This is a genomic window from Aliivibrio salmonicida LFI1238, from assembly GCF_000196495.1.
Taxonomy (GTDB): domain Bacteria; phylum Pseudomonadota; class Gammaproteobacteria; order Enterobacterales; family Vibrionaceae; genus Aliivibrio; species Aliivibrio salmonicida.
Map to the genome: position 1 here is coordinate 2631609 of NC_011312.1, position 15433 is coordinate 2647041.

10 protein-coding genes and 5 pseudogenes are annotated in these 15433 nt (G+C 39.8%); 9 read left to right on the forward strand and 6 right to left on the reverse strand.

Annotated elements, in window-relative coordinates:
• Positions 1-12: 12 nt before the first annotated feature.
• Positions 13-324: pseudogene (locus tag VSAL_RS12845) on the reverse strand (sodium:solute symporter); the annotation flags it as partial.
• Between the two features lie 83 nt (positions 325-407).
• Between VSAL_RS12845 and tnpA the strand changes: the two are divergent.
• The 3 genes and pseudogenes from tnpA (at position 408) to VSAL_RS22570 (ending at position 2627) form a co-directional block, all read left to right on the forward strand.
• Entirely contained in the window at positions 408-722 is a 315-nt protein-coding gene (tnpA, locus tag VSAL_RS12850; RefSeq protein ID WP_012548925.1) for an IS66 family insertion sequence element accessory protein TnpA, read from the forward strand.
• A complete protein-coding gene (gene tnpB / locus VSAL_RS12855; RefSeq protein WP_012549126.1) occupies positions 719-1066 on the forward strand; it encodes an IS66 family insertion sequence element accessory protein TnpB in 348 nt (115 codons plus the stop codon). Before tnpA ends, tnpB begins: the two co-directional genes overlap by 4 nt.
• 71 nt (positions 1067-1137) lie before the next feature.
• Positions 1138-2627, forward strand: a pseudogene (locus tag VSAL_RS22570) (IS66-like element ISVsa2 family transposase).
• Positions 2628-2643: 16 nt separating this feature from the next.
• On the opposite strand, the pseudogene VSAL_RS12870 reads toward VSAL_RS22570, so the two are convergent.
• A pseudogene (locus VSAL_RS12870) lies at positions 2644-3886 on the reverse strand (sodium:solute symporter family transporter); the annotation flags it as partial.
• Positions 3887-4213: 327 nt separating this feature from the next.
• Here VSAL_RS12870 and VSAL_RS12875 point away from each other — a divergent pair.
• From VSAL_RS12875 to VSAL_RS12895, 5 genes are all read left to right on the forward strand, one after another.
• A complete protein-coding gene (locus VSAL_RS12875) occupies positions 4214-5509 on the forward strand; it encodes an MFS transporter (protein WP_012550943.1) in 1296 nt (431 codons plus the stop codon).
• A gap of 71 nt (positions 5510-5580) precedes the next feature.
• Complete coding sequence (locus VSAL_RS12880) at positions 5581-6597, forward strand: nuclear transport factor 2-like protein (protein WP_012550944.1); 1017 nt, start codon at positions 5581-5583, stop codon at positions 6595-6597.
• Positions 6598-6764: 167 nt separating this feature from the next.
• On the forward strand, positions 6765-7775 hold the full coding sequence (locus tag VSAL_RS12885; protein WP_012550945.1) for a LacI family DNA-binding transcriptional regulator: 1011 nt from the start codon (positions 6765-6767) through the stop codon (positions 7773-7775).
• A 150-nt stretch (positions 7776-7925) separates the two neighbouring features.
• Positions 7926-9314, forward strand: coding sequence for a prephenate-dependent tRNA uridine(34) hydroxylase TrhP (trhP, locus tag VSAL_RS12890; RefSeq protein ID WP_012550946.1), 1389 nt, complete (start codon positions 7926-7928; stop codon positions 9312-9314).
• Between the two features lie 3 nt (positions 9315-9317).
• Positions 9318-9572 carry a YfhL family 4Fe-4S dicluster ferredoxin gene (locus tag VSAL_RS12895; protein ID WP_012550947.1) on the forward strand — a complete coding sequence of 85 codons (255 nt, stop codon included), beginning with the start codon at positions 9318-9320 and terminating at the stop codon, positions 9570-9572.
• Positions 9573-9657: 85 nt separating this feature from the next.
• On the opposite strand, the pseudogene VSAL_RS12900 reads toward VSAL_RS12895, so the two are convergent.
• A pseudogene (locus tag VSAL_RS12900) lies at positions 9658-10500 on the reverse strand (DUF3541 domain-containing protein); the annotation flags it as partial.
• Positions 10501-10514: 14 nt separating this feature from the next.
• Here VSAL_RS12900 and VSAL_RS12905 point away from each other — a divergent pair.
• Entirely contained in the window at positions 10515-11396 is an 882-nt protein-coding gene (locus tag VSAL_RS12905) for an IS982-like element ISVsa6 family transposase (protein ID WP_012550948.1), read from the forward strand.
• Between the two features lie 27 nt (positions 11397-11423).
• Here the strand turns inward: VSAL_RS12905 and VSAL_RS12910 are convergent.
• From VSAL_RS12910 to dnaK, 3 genes and pseudogenes are all read right to left on the reverse strand, one after another.
• A pseudogene (locus VSAL_RS12910) lies at positions 11424-11759 on the reverse strand (DUF3541 domain-containing protein); the annotation flags it as partial.
• A 181-nt stretch (positions 11760-11940) separates the two neighbouring features.
• Positions 11941-13083, reverse strand: coding sequence for a molecular chaperone DnaJ (gene dnaJ / locus VSAL_RS12915; RefSeq protein ID WP_012550949.1), 1143 nt, complete (start codon positions 13081-13083; stop codon positions 11941-11943).
• A 318-nt stretch (positions 13084-13401) separates the two neighbouring features.
• On the reverse strand, positions 13402-15303 hold the full coding sequence (gene dnaK, locus VSAL_RS12920; protein ID WP_012550950.1) for a molecular chaperone DnaK: 1902 nt from the start codon (positions 15301-15303) through the stop codon (positions 13402-13404).
• Between the last annotated feature and the right edge of the window lie 130 nt (positions 15304-15433).

Sequence of the window (15433 nt, forward strand, 5' to 3'; positions counted from 1 at the left end):
TCATACCTATCATCATTCATGAGAAAGGGCAGAATAAATCCAATCAGGAATAACCGCACAAGCAGCAATAGTAAATACAGCAAAAACTAATAAGCCATAATGACTTCGCAATGGTTTCGAAAATAACTGCTTTTGACCATCAATAAACATCTTCTGTTCAGCACTAATACTTCCCCAATAACGACTGACGAACACGCCTAAAACAAGAAAAACACACGTTCCAATCGGCGCATACCAAGGCCATGATATTTCCATCGACATTGTACCTAAAACAGAAATAATACTCCCTAAGCTACCTACGATAACCCCCTTCTCGTTTGCCTTTTGTAAGCGTGCGGGGAACTACACCTAACAAATAAAATTCATTATGCGTATCTTACGATCTTTCATTTAACGAGAACGTAATTATGCAAAAAGATAAAAAGAGAACACCAGAGCAATGGCACGCTCTATTTGAATCTCAGCAATCTAGCAAGCTTAGTGCCGCTGAATTTTGTCGTAACCATAATATTCTGCCAAAGACATTTAGTGCACGTAAAGCACGATGGAAACAAAAGATTAACGCTTCTACTTTCTTGAAAGTAGAAGCGTTAACATCAACTATCATCGCCACTCCACAATTACCAGATATTCAACTTTCTATCGGAAAATTGCGATTAACATTGCCAGCTAATACTGAACCTCACTGGATAGGACTCTTATTAAAAGGGTATCAATCATGAATGTATTTACTGATATTTCCACCATTTATCTTCATCGTGATTTTGTCGATTTTCGCAAGGCCATTAATGGCCTTGTCGTGATTGTTGAGCAAGAAATGCAACTATCACCGTTTAGTGATGCTCTATTTATATTTTGCAATAAGCCTCGTGATAAACTCAAAATATTGTATTGGGATAAAACAGGATTCGCTTTATGGTACAAGCGATTAGATGAAGACCGCTTCAAATGGCCACGAAATATAAATAACGATACGTTAGCATTATCAGAGCAGCAACTGACACTGCTATTACAAGGTTTTGATATCTTAGGACATCAACCGGTACATTATCAAACAACCCTTTAAATAGTTGATTCTCAGTCAAGAATAGGAGGCAACCGATTGATTACCTGTATTATCGTTATATAGTCATCTACATGACTGATAAAATAAAACCACTTCCTGATACCATTGACGAGCTGAAAGCACTTGTGCTTCAGCTTGAAAATAAATATAACCGTCTTCTAGAGCAATTTCGACTGGCTCAACATCAGCGCTTTGGTAAAAGCAGTGAATCTGACTCGACTCAATTTGATTTATTCAATGAAACAGAAGAAGAAATCATCATTGAAAATGATGACACACAAACGATTACCTACACTCGTCAAAAGCCAAAACGCCAACGCTTACCTGAAGACTTACCGCGTACTGTTATTATCCACGACATAAAAGATAAAACTTGTAAGTGTTGCGGTCTAGAGATGCATGCGATGGGTAAAGACATCAGTGAAAAGTTGGAATTTGTACCAGCTAAAGTGGAAGTTATTCAACATGTTCGTCCTAAATATGCTTGCCGAAATTGTGAAAAAAACAATACTTCAGTAGACATTAAACAAGCCCCAATGCCAGCGTCACCAATCCCTAAAGGGATTGCGACCGCAAGTTTACTTGCTCAAATTATTACGGCTAAATTTCAATACAGTCTTCCACTTTATCGTCAAGAAACGTTATTTCAGCAATGGGGTATCATTATTGGACGGCGAACGATGGCGGATTGGTTAATAAAATGCTCGGTACTATTTACCCCTCTTAATAACGAGTTACATCGTATTTCGCTTGAACATCCCCCTCTGCATTGTGATGATACATCGGTAAATCTGTTGGATGTTGCAAAAGTCGACAATGTTATATGTGGGTCTACTGCTCTGGCTATGATTCTCCAGGCTCTGGTGTTTTGCCTGGAATTGTACTTTATGATTATCAATCTAGCAGGCATGGCTACCATCCAGTTAACTTTTTAAAAGGTTATAACGGGTATTTACATACCGATGGTTACCAAGGTTATGAACAAACTGAAGCGATTTTAGTTGGCTGTTGGGCACACGCACGTCGACGATTTATTGAGGCTCAACGTGTTCAAGTAAAAGGGAAAACAGGGAGTGCAGATTGGGTATTGAGTAAAATCCAAAAGCTATACCGGATCGAATCGTTATTAAAAGAGGCTTCCCCTGAAGCCAAGTATGTTGCTAGGCAGACAGAAGCCCGCGATTTACTTAAAGAGCTCCGTGATTGGCTTGATAGCGCAGTTAGTCGAGTATCACCTAAAACAAAATTAGGTGAGGCGATTAGCTATACATTAAATCAATGGGATAAATTAGTTCGTTATATTGATGATGGATTGTTATCTATTGATAACAATCGAGCAGAGCGAGCGGTTAAACCGTTTGTTATCGGCCGGAAAAACTGGTTATTTTCGGGTTCAACGGCTGGTGCAGATTCAAGTGCAATGCTTTACAGCATTGTAGAAACAGCAAAGGCAAACGGATTAATCCCTTACGATTATATTAGGTATTGTCTAGATCGTTTATGTGTTGGATCGCCAGATATCGATTCACTTTTACCTTGGAATGTAAAAGACAAGGTGTAGTTCCCCGCACGTTTACTGCCTTTTTAAAAAACAATCCAAGAACAAATGAACCGAGCCGGATACCAACAAAAATCGATGTAAAACCAGCAATGGCTTTTAACACCGATTCATTAGATACCGCAAATAATGCAGGGATAACAACAGAGGTGGCCGCCAATAAGCTCATTCTTCGTGCAATTAATTCATAATGAACCGACGATTCATTAGGTTTAAAAAAACGCTTATATAGATCAAACGTAGCGACCGTTGCCATCGAGTTATAGGTCGAATCTAATGTCGACATCGCAGCCGCAGCCAACGCAGAAATAATAAGGCCGACAACAATAGGGTTTGTATGATTAAACACAAAATCCAAAATAACTTCATTGCTGTTTGTGAAATGTTGGTCTTGATAAAACACACTTAACAAAGCGCCAATAATGGCAAAGAATAAATACACAAAAAAAGCACCATACCCACAAAGTAACATGGATTTTTGAGCTGTCTTTTCACATTTTGTTGCCAACGTACGCTGAATGATCAGTTGATTCGTTCCATACACGCTTAAATGTAGAAAGCTCACGGCAATCACGCCTGCCCATAATGTTGTGTCTACCCCAAAATTAAACTCAAGATTAATAATATTAAGATGTTCGCGAGACACTACGCTCGGCGTATTAATTTCTATCAATAGAAATACAAAAATACAAAGACTGCCCACAAGTAAAACGGCAGACTGCAATACATCAGTCCAAATAACCGTAGAAATGCCACCGAAATACGTATACACCGCCGTAAATACACTCATCGCGATGATTGCTTCCGAGATATTAATCGGTAAAACTTGCACCAAAATCAACGCGACCGCATAAAGAACAATCCCTGATGAGATGCATTGAACTAAAATGAACACTATTGAATTGATGGTTCGAGCATACACGCCAAAACGAAGCTCTAAATATTCATAGATCGACGTTAATCCAAGTTTATAAAACACAGGAACAAAAAAAATCACCGTAAAAAAGATAACAATGGGATAGTTAAGATGAATACTCATCACTTCCATTCCAGAGCTATAAACCCACCCCGGCATGCCCACAAATGTCATTGTACTAATGTAAGTTGCCAGTATCGAAACACCCGCGGTAAACCAGCCAAACTGCTTCCCCCCAGTGGAGAAGTCCCCCTGCTTTACTATGGCGTTTATTCACAAGATAACTGATGAACATGGTCGAAAACACATAGATCGCCACCACCACAAAACTTGAATACGTAACCATTTATAATTATTCCTGTCTTCCTGAGAAAATGATCAGCACCAATATTACTTAAAATTCATCCAGTTTAATCAAACCACAATAACAAACGTGATAAAAATCACTAACAAATGCTGAAAAAGCACACAGCGATGATAAGACATAGCCATAATGAGATCATGATCTCTAAAAAAGAAAAAATGGGTACGCACCCATTTTAAACTCGACTTGGATCACGATCTTTGATCTCTAAAAAAACTATGATTCACCATAAAAGTAAATCATCAAAACGCACAGTTCTACCAGTGCTGAAATAAAACTAACTAATGGATTAAATAAGGTTTGATAAAGATGACTACCAAAAAACACATGAGTGAAGTCCCAATAGCCCAAAGAATAGCAGCCTATTTAGCCATTCTTGTTGGCTATTTTTTCTACTGCTATAACTTTGTAATTATTGATTATGTTCGCCCTTATATTGTAGAGGCCTACGATGGTATTAGCCTTGCTGACACCGCACAATTCTATACTTGGCAATCAGTTGGGGCTCTTATTGGTGCGTTGAGTTGTGCTTGGGTTGCTTCCAACTTTGGTAAAAAATCGACATTAATCGTGATCACCGCTCTCAATGGTGGCGCAACAATTCTCAATATGATGTTTACCGATTACACCATGTGGGCACTAATGCGATTCATCATCGGTATTTCACTTGGTGGCTACTTCACTGTTGCGGTGAGTTTAATGATTGGCCTTTTCACACCAACGGTACGAGGAAAATTAACCGCATTCGCTTCTTCAATGTTCTCTGTCGCTCTAATGGTCATGGGCGCTTACGCGGCCTTCATTACCAGTATTGATGCTCCTTGGCAGAGCCTAATGTGGGTTGGTGGTATTCCTCCGTTAGTCGCTGCTGCCATTATGATTTTTATTCTACCAAACGATAAAAAGATCATTGCTTATGGTGAAGAAAGCGAAAACGACGCAGCAAATAATGACACTCCAGTGAAAAAAGGGACCTGGGGCGAGATGCTAAGTAAGCCTTATCGCACAATAACCATTACTTGTTTATTACTGGCAGGCCTGAACTTTTATGGATATCAATTTTTTAGTGGCTTTGTAACAACTTACTTACGCGACGTTCGCCAATTTGACGGTGCAACCATTGGTATGATTTTCTCAATATCTGCATTTGGTTCATTATTTGGTGCTTGGATATGGGGAGCCGTCGCTGATAAATATGGCCGTAAAGTAAATGCTTTCGGCTTCATTCTTGTCGGAATTATGGTGTCAATTTTCTTTATTGCGCCAAGTGACGTCATGATTGGTAGTTTAAATATGCTCGCTCTATTAGGGCTTATATACAACTTTGGACTTTCTGCATCTGCCGTATGGGGAGGATATTTTTCTGAACTGTTTCCCGCTCATCTGCGCAGCTACGGTGCTGCACTCTTTCATGGTGGTCGTATTATCGGGATGTGGGCTCCAATGGTTCTTGTTTTCATTCAAGAGCGTTCAAGCCTTGAAACTACAATGTGGGGGTCTCCAATCATCTGGATCCTAGCGGGTCTGCTGTGGTTATCACTACCTGAAACGTTGAAAGATGGCATTTTTGATAGAAATAAAAAGCGTAAAACAGCACAAGCCTAATTCAAAATAAGTTACTCACAATCAAAATAGGCGAGCTTCATTAAGCTCGCCAATATTAAGAGAGAAATAAGATGTCTAAATATCAAGAAGCAAAACGAATCGTTCGTGCATATTTTGATGCGATAGAAAACGCAACTCACGAAAATGTATCCGACATACTAAAAGCACACACTTCTGACGATTATTTATGGCGCAGTGTTTATCCATTTCGTGAACAAAAAGGGGCACAAGCTGCTGCAGATACTTTTTGGTCACCGATACTAAAATCAATGACACGCATGCAACGTCGTCAAGATATCTTCATCGGTGGTAATAACGAAATTAATCCAGATGAAATTTGGGTAATGAGTATGGGCCACTTTATGGGTCTATTCGATGCTGAATTTTTAGGTATGCGCCCTACCGGAAAAATAATGAATGTTCGTTATGCTGAATTTAACTGCGTTCAAAATGGAAAAATAACGAAAACAGGTCTTTTCTTAGACCTTTTAGGCATGATGGACCAAGCGGGTTGCTATCCATTACCCCCTTCAACCGGTAAGCATTTTGTTTATCCTGGACCACGCAACCATGATGGTCTGTTGTTTGAAGATGCTGCACCAGAAGAAGGAATTGCAACGCTGGCATTGGTGAATAAAATGGTCGATGACCTTTCAGCCCTTAATGACAGTGGTGCAATGGGATGCCCTCCTGAAGTCTTAGCAAAAAGCTGGTCTAAAGATATGATTTGGTATGGCCCTTGTGGTATCGGTGCTTCTTACACCATCCCTCGCTACCAACAACAACATCAATTACCATTCCGTAATAACTTAAAAGATAAAAAATTCAATGGTCACGTCTGTCGCTTTGCTGAGGGGAATTTTTCGTGTTTCTTCGGATGGCCAAATCTATCAAATACGCCAACAGGTGGTTTCTTGGGTATGACTGGCGGCGAAGTGCGTGCTGATATGCAAGTCGTCGATGTGTATTACCGAGATAACGATAAACTGTCTGAAAACTGGGTATTAATCGATCTTCCTTATTGGCTAAAACAACAAGGCTTAGATGTTTTTGAACGAACTCAAACAATCATGAATCCTGAGTTGTAATATACCCAAAATAACGAATAATCTTTTAGATTATCGCAACCTTATCCGGTGTGTGCCTTATCATAAATGAGGCACTCTCCCATCACCGTTTAGACGTTGAGTTTATGAATACCATTTTATTCTATGGTAGACTCTAAGCAACTTAATTGACTGATAATCAATAAAATATGACGCTTCCAAAATTAATGATAACGTCTAAAGACGTAGCAAAACTTGCCGGAGTTTCTCAATCTACGGTTTCTCGTGTTTTTATTCCTGGTAGCTCCGCATCAGAAAAAACAAAGCAAAAGGTATTTGAAGCAGCAAAAGCCTTAAACTACCGACCAAATGCATTTGCCCGCAGTTTAACGACCAATGAATCGAAACTTATTGGTTTAGTTTTTCCTGATGCCGACTACCCAATCCACATGAAAACACTGCAATTAATCTCTAATGAATTACAGAAAAAAGGATTTTCAGCCGTATTGATCCCATGGCAACTAGATGAAGATAAACAACATTCAATTCCTAATATCTTTCAGTACCGAGTTGATGGTGTCATTGCCGCTTCAGCAACGCTCAACAAATCGTTATACGAAGAATGTGAAGAGTTTAATATTCCTATTATTCAATACGCCCGAGTAGTCGAAGGAACAAAAAGCAGTTATGTCATTAGTGATAACTACACCGCAGGTCAAATAGCCGCTCAACATTTTCATAAAAGCAATGTGAAATCGGCATTATATTTAACTGGTGAAGTACCTACATTTACTAACGACGAACGTAAATTTGGTTTTTGCACGACTTTCGAAGAATTAACAGGGAATAAAGCTCAAGTAGTCGAAGCAACTTATGATTATTCTGATTCAATCGATACTATTCGACAATTATTTTCTCAACCTCATCGACCTGAAGCTATCTTTTGCGCGACGGATAATTTAGCGATGGCAGCCATGGATGTGGCTCGTTTAGAGTGCGGCTTGCGCATACCAGAAGATCTTCAAGTAATTGGATTCGATAATATTCCTCAAACCGAGTGGCTAAATTATCAACTCACGACCTTTAAACAAGATTTTCAACGTTTAGCACGTGAATCCGTTAAGATCATTGTAGATCAGATAGAAAACAAAAATACAAACCTAGTAAGATTAATGATACCAGTCGCTTTTGTTGAACGAAAAACGACAATACAAAGTTAATTGAATCACATCCAAAAGAGATAAGGCCTTTATAAACACGAAAGATCATATCTCTAGCACTTCCCTTCCTTTCCATGTAAAATCCGGCCTCCTTCATATCCATGAGATATGACCTGACCTGAGATCAGAATACAACATTGGGAAGCAATCATGTTTAAACCAGAACTACTTTCGCCAGCTGGCAGCCTTAAAAATATGCGTTACGCGTTTGCTTACGGTGCTGATGCTGTCTATGCAGGCCAACCACGTTACAGCCTTCGTGTTCGTAACAACGAATTCAACCATGAAAACCTAGAGATCGGTATTAACGAAGCGCATGCGCAAGGTAAAAAACTGTATGTGGTATGTAACATCCAACCACATAACTCAAAGTTAAAAACCTTTATTCGTGATTTAACCCCTATCGTAGCAATGGGCCCTGATGCCTTAATCATGTCTGATCCTGGTTTAATCATGATGGTTCGTGAAGCTTTCCCTGAGGTTGTTATTCACCTATCAGTTCAAGCTAACGCAGTTAACTGGGCAACCGTGAAGTTCTGGTCAACTCAAGGGGTTGAACGTGTGATCTTATCTCGTGAATTATCACTAGAAGAAATTGAAGAGATCCGTGAAAACTGTCCTGATACCGAATTAGAAATTTTTGTACACGGTGCGTTATGCATGGCGTACTCTGGTCGATGCTTACTTTCTGGCTACATGAACAAGCGCGATCCAAACCAAGGCACATGTACAAATGCATGTCGTTGGGAATACAAAGCTGAAGAAGCAAAAGAAGACGAAAACGGTCAAATCGTTGAAGCTAATCCTATCGGTGTTGAGATTCAAGACGTAGAAGTTCAAGAAGAACGTCCCGACAATACATTAGGTTTAGGCAAACCAACTGACGAAGTGGTTCTTCTTTCTGAAGCACACCGCCCTGAAGAGAAAATGGCTGCATTTGAAGATGAGCATGGTACTTACATCATGAACTCTAAAGATCTTCGTGCTATCCAACACGTAGAGCGTCTAACCAAGATGGGCGTTCACTCGCTTAAAATCGAAGGTCGTACTAAGTCTTTCTATTACTGTGCGCGTACTGCTCAAGTATATCGTAAGGCGATTGATGATGCGGTTGCAGGTAAACCATTTGATGAAAGCCTAATGGGGACACTAGAGAGCCTAGCTCACCGTGGTTACACCGAAGGTTTCTTACGTCGTCATACACATGATACATACCAAAACTACGATTACGGTTACTCTATCTCTGATTCTCAGCAATTCGTTGGTGAATTCACGGGGAAACGTCGTGGTGATTTAGCGGAAGTTGATGTTAAAAACAAATTCCTAGTGGGCGACTCTATTGAGATCATGACGCCACAAGGTAACTTAACCTTCACGCTAGAAATGATGGAAAACCGTAAGAGTGAAGCCGTTGATTCAGCGAAAGGAAATGGCCACTTTGTGTTCATCCCTGTTCCTGCAAACGTAGATTTAGAATACGGTCTATTAATGCGTAACTTACACACGGGTGAAGACACTCGTAACCCACACGGTAAGTAAGTAATGGCGTTATTGATCAATAAAAAATGCATTAACTGTGATATGTGTGAGCCTGAGTGTCCAAACGAAGCGATCACCATGGGCGACAAGATCTACGAAATCAATCCCGATCTTTGTACTGAATGTAAGGGACACTACGAAGTCCCTACGTGTCAGTCAGTTTGCCCGATTAACAATTGCGTTATTTCTGATCCAAACAACATAGAAACGGATGATCAGCTATTAGAAAAATTTGTGAAACTTCAAGGTCTCGCCTAGTTTTTACTGCTCTTCTTGTTTCACTAAAAATGCCCAATGACCGTTAAATGTCATTGGGCATTTTTGTATCTTAACGGTGTGTTTCTTATTTCTTGATAAGTCCATACGGCTTACCAAGAAATATGTTCGGTTCATTTTGAATAGTGGGAGCGGCATGTGGTGTCTGCCAATCTAGTAACATTATCGCCAATACATTCCGATGTTCACCATCCGTCAAATCTGTACCTTCAGTCGTTGATGGCACCATGTTTTTTTGGCGATTAATATCATCTTGAATGTGTTTTTGTGTTTTATAAACAACAGGATCATTCTCTAATCCGGCCAATAAAAACGTAATTCCAACCTCTGAAATAATATCTTCTTTCGAACGTTCTAAAATTATATCGATGTTATTTCTAAGATAATCGTATATCCATTGATGACCCGATTCTTTTAAAGGAAGTTGATAGTACTTTGAATCCGCCAACAGTATATGAGTTAAACCGTAAATTTTATTGCCAAATTGCTGTTGAGATAATCCGGCGTCTTTATCATCTGGATACGCTAATTTAAATGCCTCAATAAATTCATCAACCACATCTTGCTCGCCTAACTGGCGCAACCAATACACTTGATTAGCAAGTTGCGCTGCCCACGCCTTTATCATTGCTTCGTTCGTTGCGTACTTCTTAAAGTCATAATGACGAATGATTTCTCGCAGCTCTTTATCATTACGATGTTTTAAGCCATATTCATCCGCTCTTGCCATCGATCCTAAAAGATCAATACCAAGATATAAATACTCAGGCATCGTTTTCGTTGCTTGATAACGAAGGATACTGCGACTATCGCTCTCATCAATATAACTAACCTGAATTCTGGATAAGGCTGAACTAATTGCCCACCTAACGATCAGATCTTTCGACCAAGAATTATTTGAACGTATTTTAAAAGGTGGGCAAGATGAATAAATTAGTTGATATATTTTGTGATGTCGATGATTTTTGTTATCAATTCTTATCTCAATGGGAAAAATACCTTGTTGAGGCTAGTGAGAGAAAAAGAAAACGTCAGTCAGTAATGTCTACTAGTGAATGTATGACTATTGTCATCGCTTTTCATCAATCAAATCATAGAGATTTCAAGAACTTCTATATCGGGTTAGTTCATCAATATTGGAAAGGATACTTTCCAAATTTACTTAGCTACACTCGATTTGTGAGCAAAATGCCTAGCCTAATCGCCCCAATGTGTGCCTATTTTCAATCTATCAAAGGTAAGCCGACTGGCATTGCTTTTGTTGACTCCACGAGTCTTAAAGTATGCCATAACATTCGAATTCCTCGCCATAAAGTCTTTGATGGTGTTGCGAAAAGAGGAAAAGGTACCATGGGATGGTTTTTCGGCTTCAAACTTCATTTATTGATTAACCATCTTGGAGAAATTATTTCGCTGAAAATCACAGCTAGCAATGTAAATGATAGGACTCCTGTACCTGATTTATGCAAAGAACTCTCGGGGAAATTGTACGCTGATAAAGGGTACATAGGTAAAAAGTTGAGTGAGAGCTTAAAGAACTCTGATGTCGATTTAGTGACTACCTCGCGAAAAAACATGAAAGCAAAAGAGATAAGTGCTTTTGATAAGGCTATGTTATCAAAGAGATACATTATCGAAACGATAAATGACCAATTGAAGAATATCTCTCAAATTGAACATAGCCGTCATCGTAGCGTGACTGGTTTCATGCTAAATGTAATTTCAGGCGTTGTGGCTTATTGTTTAAAAAAACAAAAGCCACGAATTAAGCTATCAGAATGTGAATTTGAACTAATCCTCGCTTAAAGCATGTTTTATCCAGAATTCAGGTTAACTATTTAACCGCTTATTAGCGTAGGCTTCTATTTGTTTTTTTGTATGCACCTCAGTTGAAAACTGATTCAAACGACTGGCCACTCTCGCCATATCTGACCATATAGCGGATGAGTATTTCGGATCCATCGTTTGACGATACATACGCAATCCATAATGACCCGCTTTAAATGCCGGCAACGTATAGAGTTGGCTTTCATAAGTATGGCGAATAGAGGCGGCATCTTGCTCAAAACTGGGCGTTGTTCTCCCACCTTCCATAATTTCAGCTTGAGTGCACGCTGAACTCAATAGCAATGCAATTAATAATAAAAATTTTGCTTTGAATAACTCCATACATCCTCTCTTAAATATAAGACACTCAAACCTAATTGATTAGATAATAAACGAAAAGTATAAAGCACCGTAAAAAATGAGTAAAGAATCAGTAAAAAGGAAATGTTTGAGATACAAAAAAAGCCTAATAATACAAGATAAGTATCATTAGGCTTTGATAGCGATTGAAGAAATAACGGATTTATTTAGTTAAATCATCAAAGAAGTTCTTAACACCAGATAAGAAACCTTCTGATTTAGGATTGTGCTTCTTCGCATCTTTCCCATCAAATGATTCTTGGAATTCTTTAAGTAGCTCTCTTTGGCGTTTCGTTAATTTAACTGGAGTTTCAACAATTAACTTAACGATTAAGTCACCCGCACTGTGAGTACGAACACCTTTAACCCCTTTACCACGCATACGGAACATACGGCCCGTTTGTGTTTCTAGTGGTACTTTTAGGCTTACACGCCCATCAAGTGTAGGGACTTCAACTTCACCACCTAACGCAGCCATCGTAAAGCTTACTGGCACTTCACAGTATAAGTTGTTACCGTCACGATCAAAGATATTGTGTTCTTTTACATGAACTTGTACGTATAGATCGCCTGCTGGAGCGCCGTGCTCTCCGGCTTCGCCTTCACCAGATAAACGAATGCGATCGCCCGTATCTACACCAGAAGGAATCTTAACGTTAAGTGTTTTTGTCTTTTGTACTCGACCATCGCCATGACAAGAATTACATGGGTCTTTAATGATCTTACCTTTACCATGACAAGTAGGACATGCCTGCTGCACAGCAAAGAAGCCTTGACGCATTTGAACTTGGCCTTGACCATGACACGTGCTACAAGTTGTTGAAGAAGTCCCTTTTTTAGCGCCCGTTCCATCACATGGTTCACAGGCCGCTAACGTTGGAATTTCAATGTCTTTCTCACAACCACGAACCGCTTCTTCTAGCGTAAGTTCCATGTTGTAACGTAAATCTGAACCACGTTGTGCACGTTGCTGACCGCCACGACGGCCACCACCAAAAATATCACCAAACACATCGCCAAAAATATCGCCAAAGTCACCTTGACCGCCGCCAAAGCCGCCGCCACCACCCATACCACCTTGTTCAAAAGCCGCATGACCGTATTGATCATATGCCGCACGCTTTTGAGCATCAGTTAGGATTTCATACGCAACTTTTACTTCTTTAAACTTTTCTGGCGCAGTTTCATCACCCTGATTACGGTCTGGATGGAATTTCATTGCTAGACGTTTATAGGCTTTCTTTATATCACGCTCAGAAGCATCACGGCTAACACCTAATACTTCATAAAAATCACGTTTAGACATGCTTTGGTCACCAATTCTTTTGATACTGCCGGCAGTGACACCGTCAGTATGAGTTCAATCTAGATAATCAGGTTCAACGTTCGAGAATGATTATCTAGATTGACCTATTAATTACGAATTTGCGGGCGGTAGAGAAAACTCCAACGCCCGCAATATATTTTCAACGAAGAATTCTAATAAAAAACATCAGTTTCTAATTAGAAATAATTGTTGATTTATAAGCTAGAAAGTTTGAGTCCAAGGAGGAAGCGCAGAGTTTGCGAACGCAAATGAGCACTTCCGACACAGGAATCGAGCTTTCTAGCGACTAAATCTCAATTATTTGTCTTTAACTTCTTCAAATTCAGCGTCTACTACATCATCTTCTTGCTTAGGTTGCTCACCTGCGTCAGCACCTTGTGCTTGCGCTTTCTGTTGAGCGATTTCCATTAGCTTTTGTGCTGCTTGCATTAGCTCTTGAGTTTTCGCATCGATTACTTCTTTATCATCGCCTGACTTAACGTCTTCTAGTGCTTTGATTGCTGCTTCGATTTTTTCTTTCTCGTCAGCTGGAAGTGCATCGCCTGCTTCTTCAATTTGTTTCTTAGTACCGTGAATCATTTGGTCAGCTTGGTTACGAGCAACAACTAATTCTTCGAACTTTTTGTCCGCGTCTTTATTCGCTTCTGCTTCTTGTACCATTGCTTCGATTTCTTCAGGAGTTAAACCACCTGATGCTTGGATAGTGATCTTCTGCTCTTTACCAGTCGATTTATCTTTCGCAGATACGTTTAGGATACCATCAGCATCTAGATCGAAAGTTACTTCGATTTGTGGCATGCCACGTGGTGCTGCTTGAATACCTTCTAGGTTAAATTGACCTAGAGATTTGTTGTATGTCGCTTGCTTACGCTCACCTTGAAGTACGTGGATAGTTACCGCACTTTGGTTATCTTCAGCTGTAGAGAACGTTTGATCCGCTTTTGTTGGGATCGTTGTGTTCTTCTCGATTAGTTTAGTCATAACACCACCCATCGTTTCGATACCGAAAGACAGAGGAGTTACATCTAGAAGAAGTACATCTTTAACATCACCAGACAATACGCCACCTTGAACTGCAGCACCCATTGCTACTGCTTCATCAGGGTTAACGTCACGGCGAGCTTCTTTACCGAAGAACTCAGCAACTTTAGCTTGAACCATAGGCATACGCGTTTGGCCACCAACTAGGATAACGTCAGTGATTTCGTTTACCGATAAATCTGCATCCGCTAGAGCAACTTTAAGAGGCTCAAGAGTACGAACAACTAAGTCTTCAACTAAAGATTCTAGTTTTGCACGTGTTACTTTAACGTTCATGTGCTTAGGACCAGTTGCATCAGCAGTAACGTAAGGAAGGTTTACGTCAGTTTGTTGAGCTGAAGACAATTCAATCTTCGCTTTTTCTGCTGCTTCTTTAACACGTTGCATAGCAAGTGGATCAGTTTTAAGGTTAATACCTTGTTCTTTTTTGAACTCGTCAACTAAGAAATTGATCATACGGTTATCGAAATCTTCACCACCTAGGTGAGTATCGCCGTTTGTAGCAAGAACTTCGAAAGTTTGCTCGCCATCAACGTTGTCGATTTCAATAATTGAAATATCGAAGGTACCACCACCAAGGTCGTATACTGCGATAGTGCGATCGCCGCCTTTCTTATCAAGACCGTAAGCTAGCGCTGCTGCTGTTGGTTCATTGATGATACGTTTAACATCAAGACCCGCAATACGACCCGCATCTTTCGTTGCTTGACGTTGAGCATCGTTAAAGTAAGCAGGTACAGTTACTACTGCGCCAGTCACTTCTTCGCCTAGGAAATCTTCAGCTGTTTTCTTCATTTTCTTAAGAATTTCAGCAGACACTTGAGGAGCAGCCATTTTTTGGCCTCGTGCTTCAACCCATGCATCGCCATTATCAGCTTTGATAATTTTGTATGGCATAATTTCGATATCACGTTGAACTTCTTCGTCTTCAAAACGACGACCGATCAGACGCTTAATCGCAAATAATGTATTTTGTGGGTTAGTAATTGCTTGACGCTTAGCTGGCTGACCTACAAGAGTTTCGCCATCAGTGTATGCAACTACCGATGCAGTTGTGCGTTCGCCTTCTGCATTCTCTAAAATACGTGGCGTATCGCCATCTAGAACAGCAACACAAGAGTTAGTAGTACCTAAGTCAATACCAATGATCTTACCCATCAGGTTATCTCCAATTTATCTATTTAAACTTACTCAAAACAACTTGAGTAAAGGTTGGGACTGAATCCCATAATTCATTCTATGACTAATAAATAAGGGCGTGAAATCACAATTCAAGGGAAAAAATAAA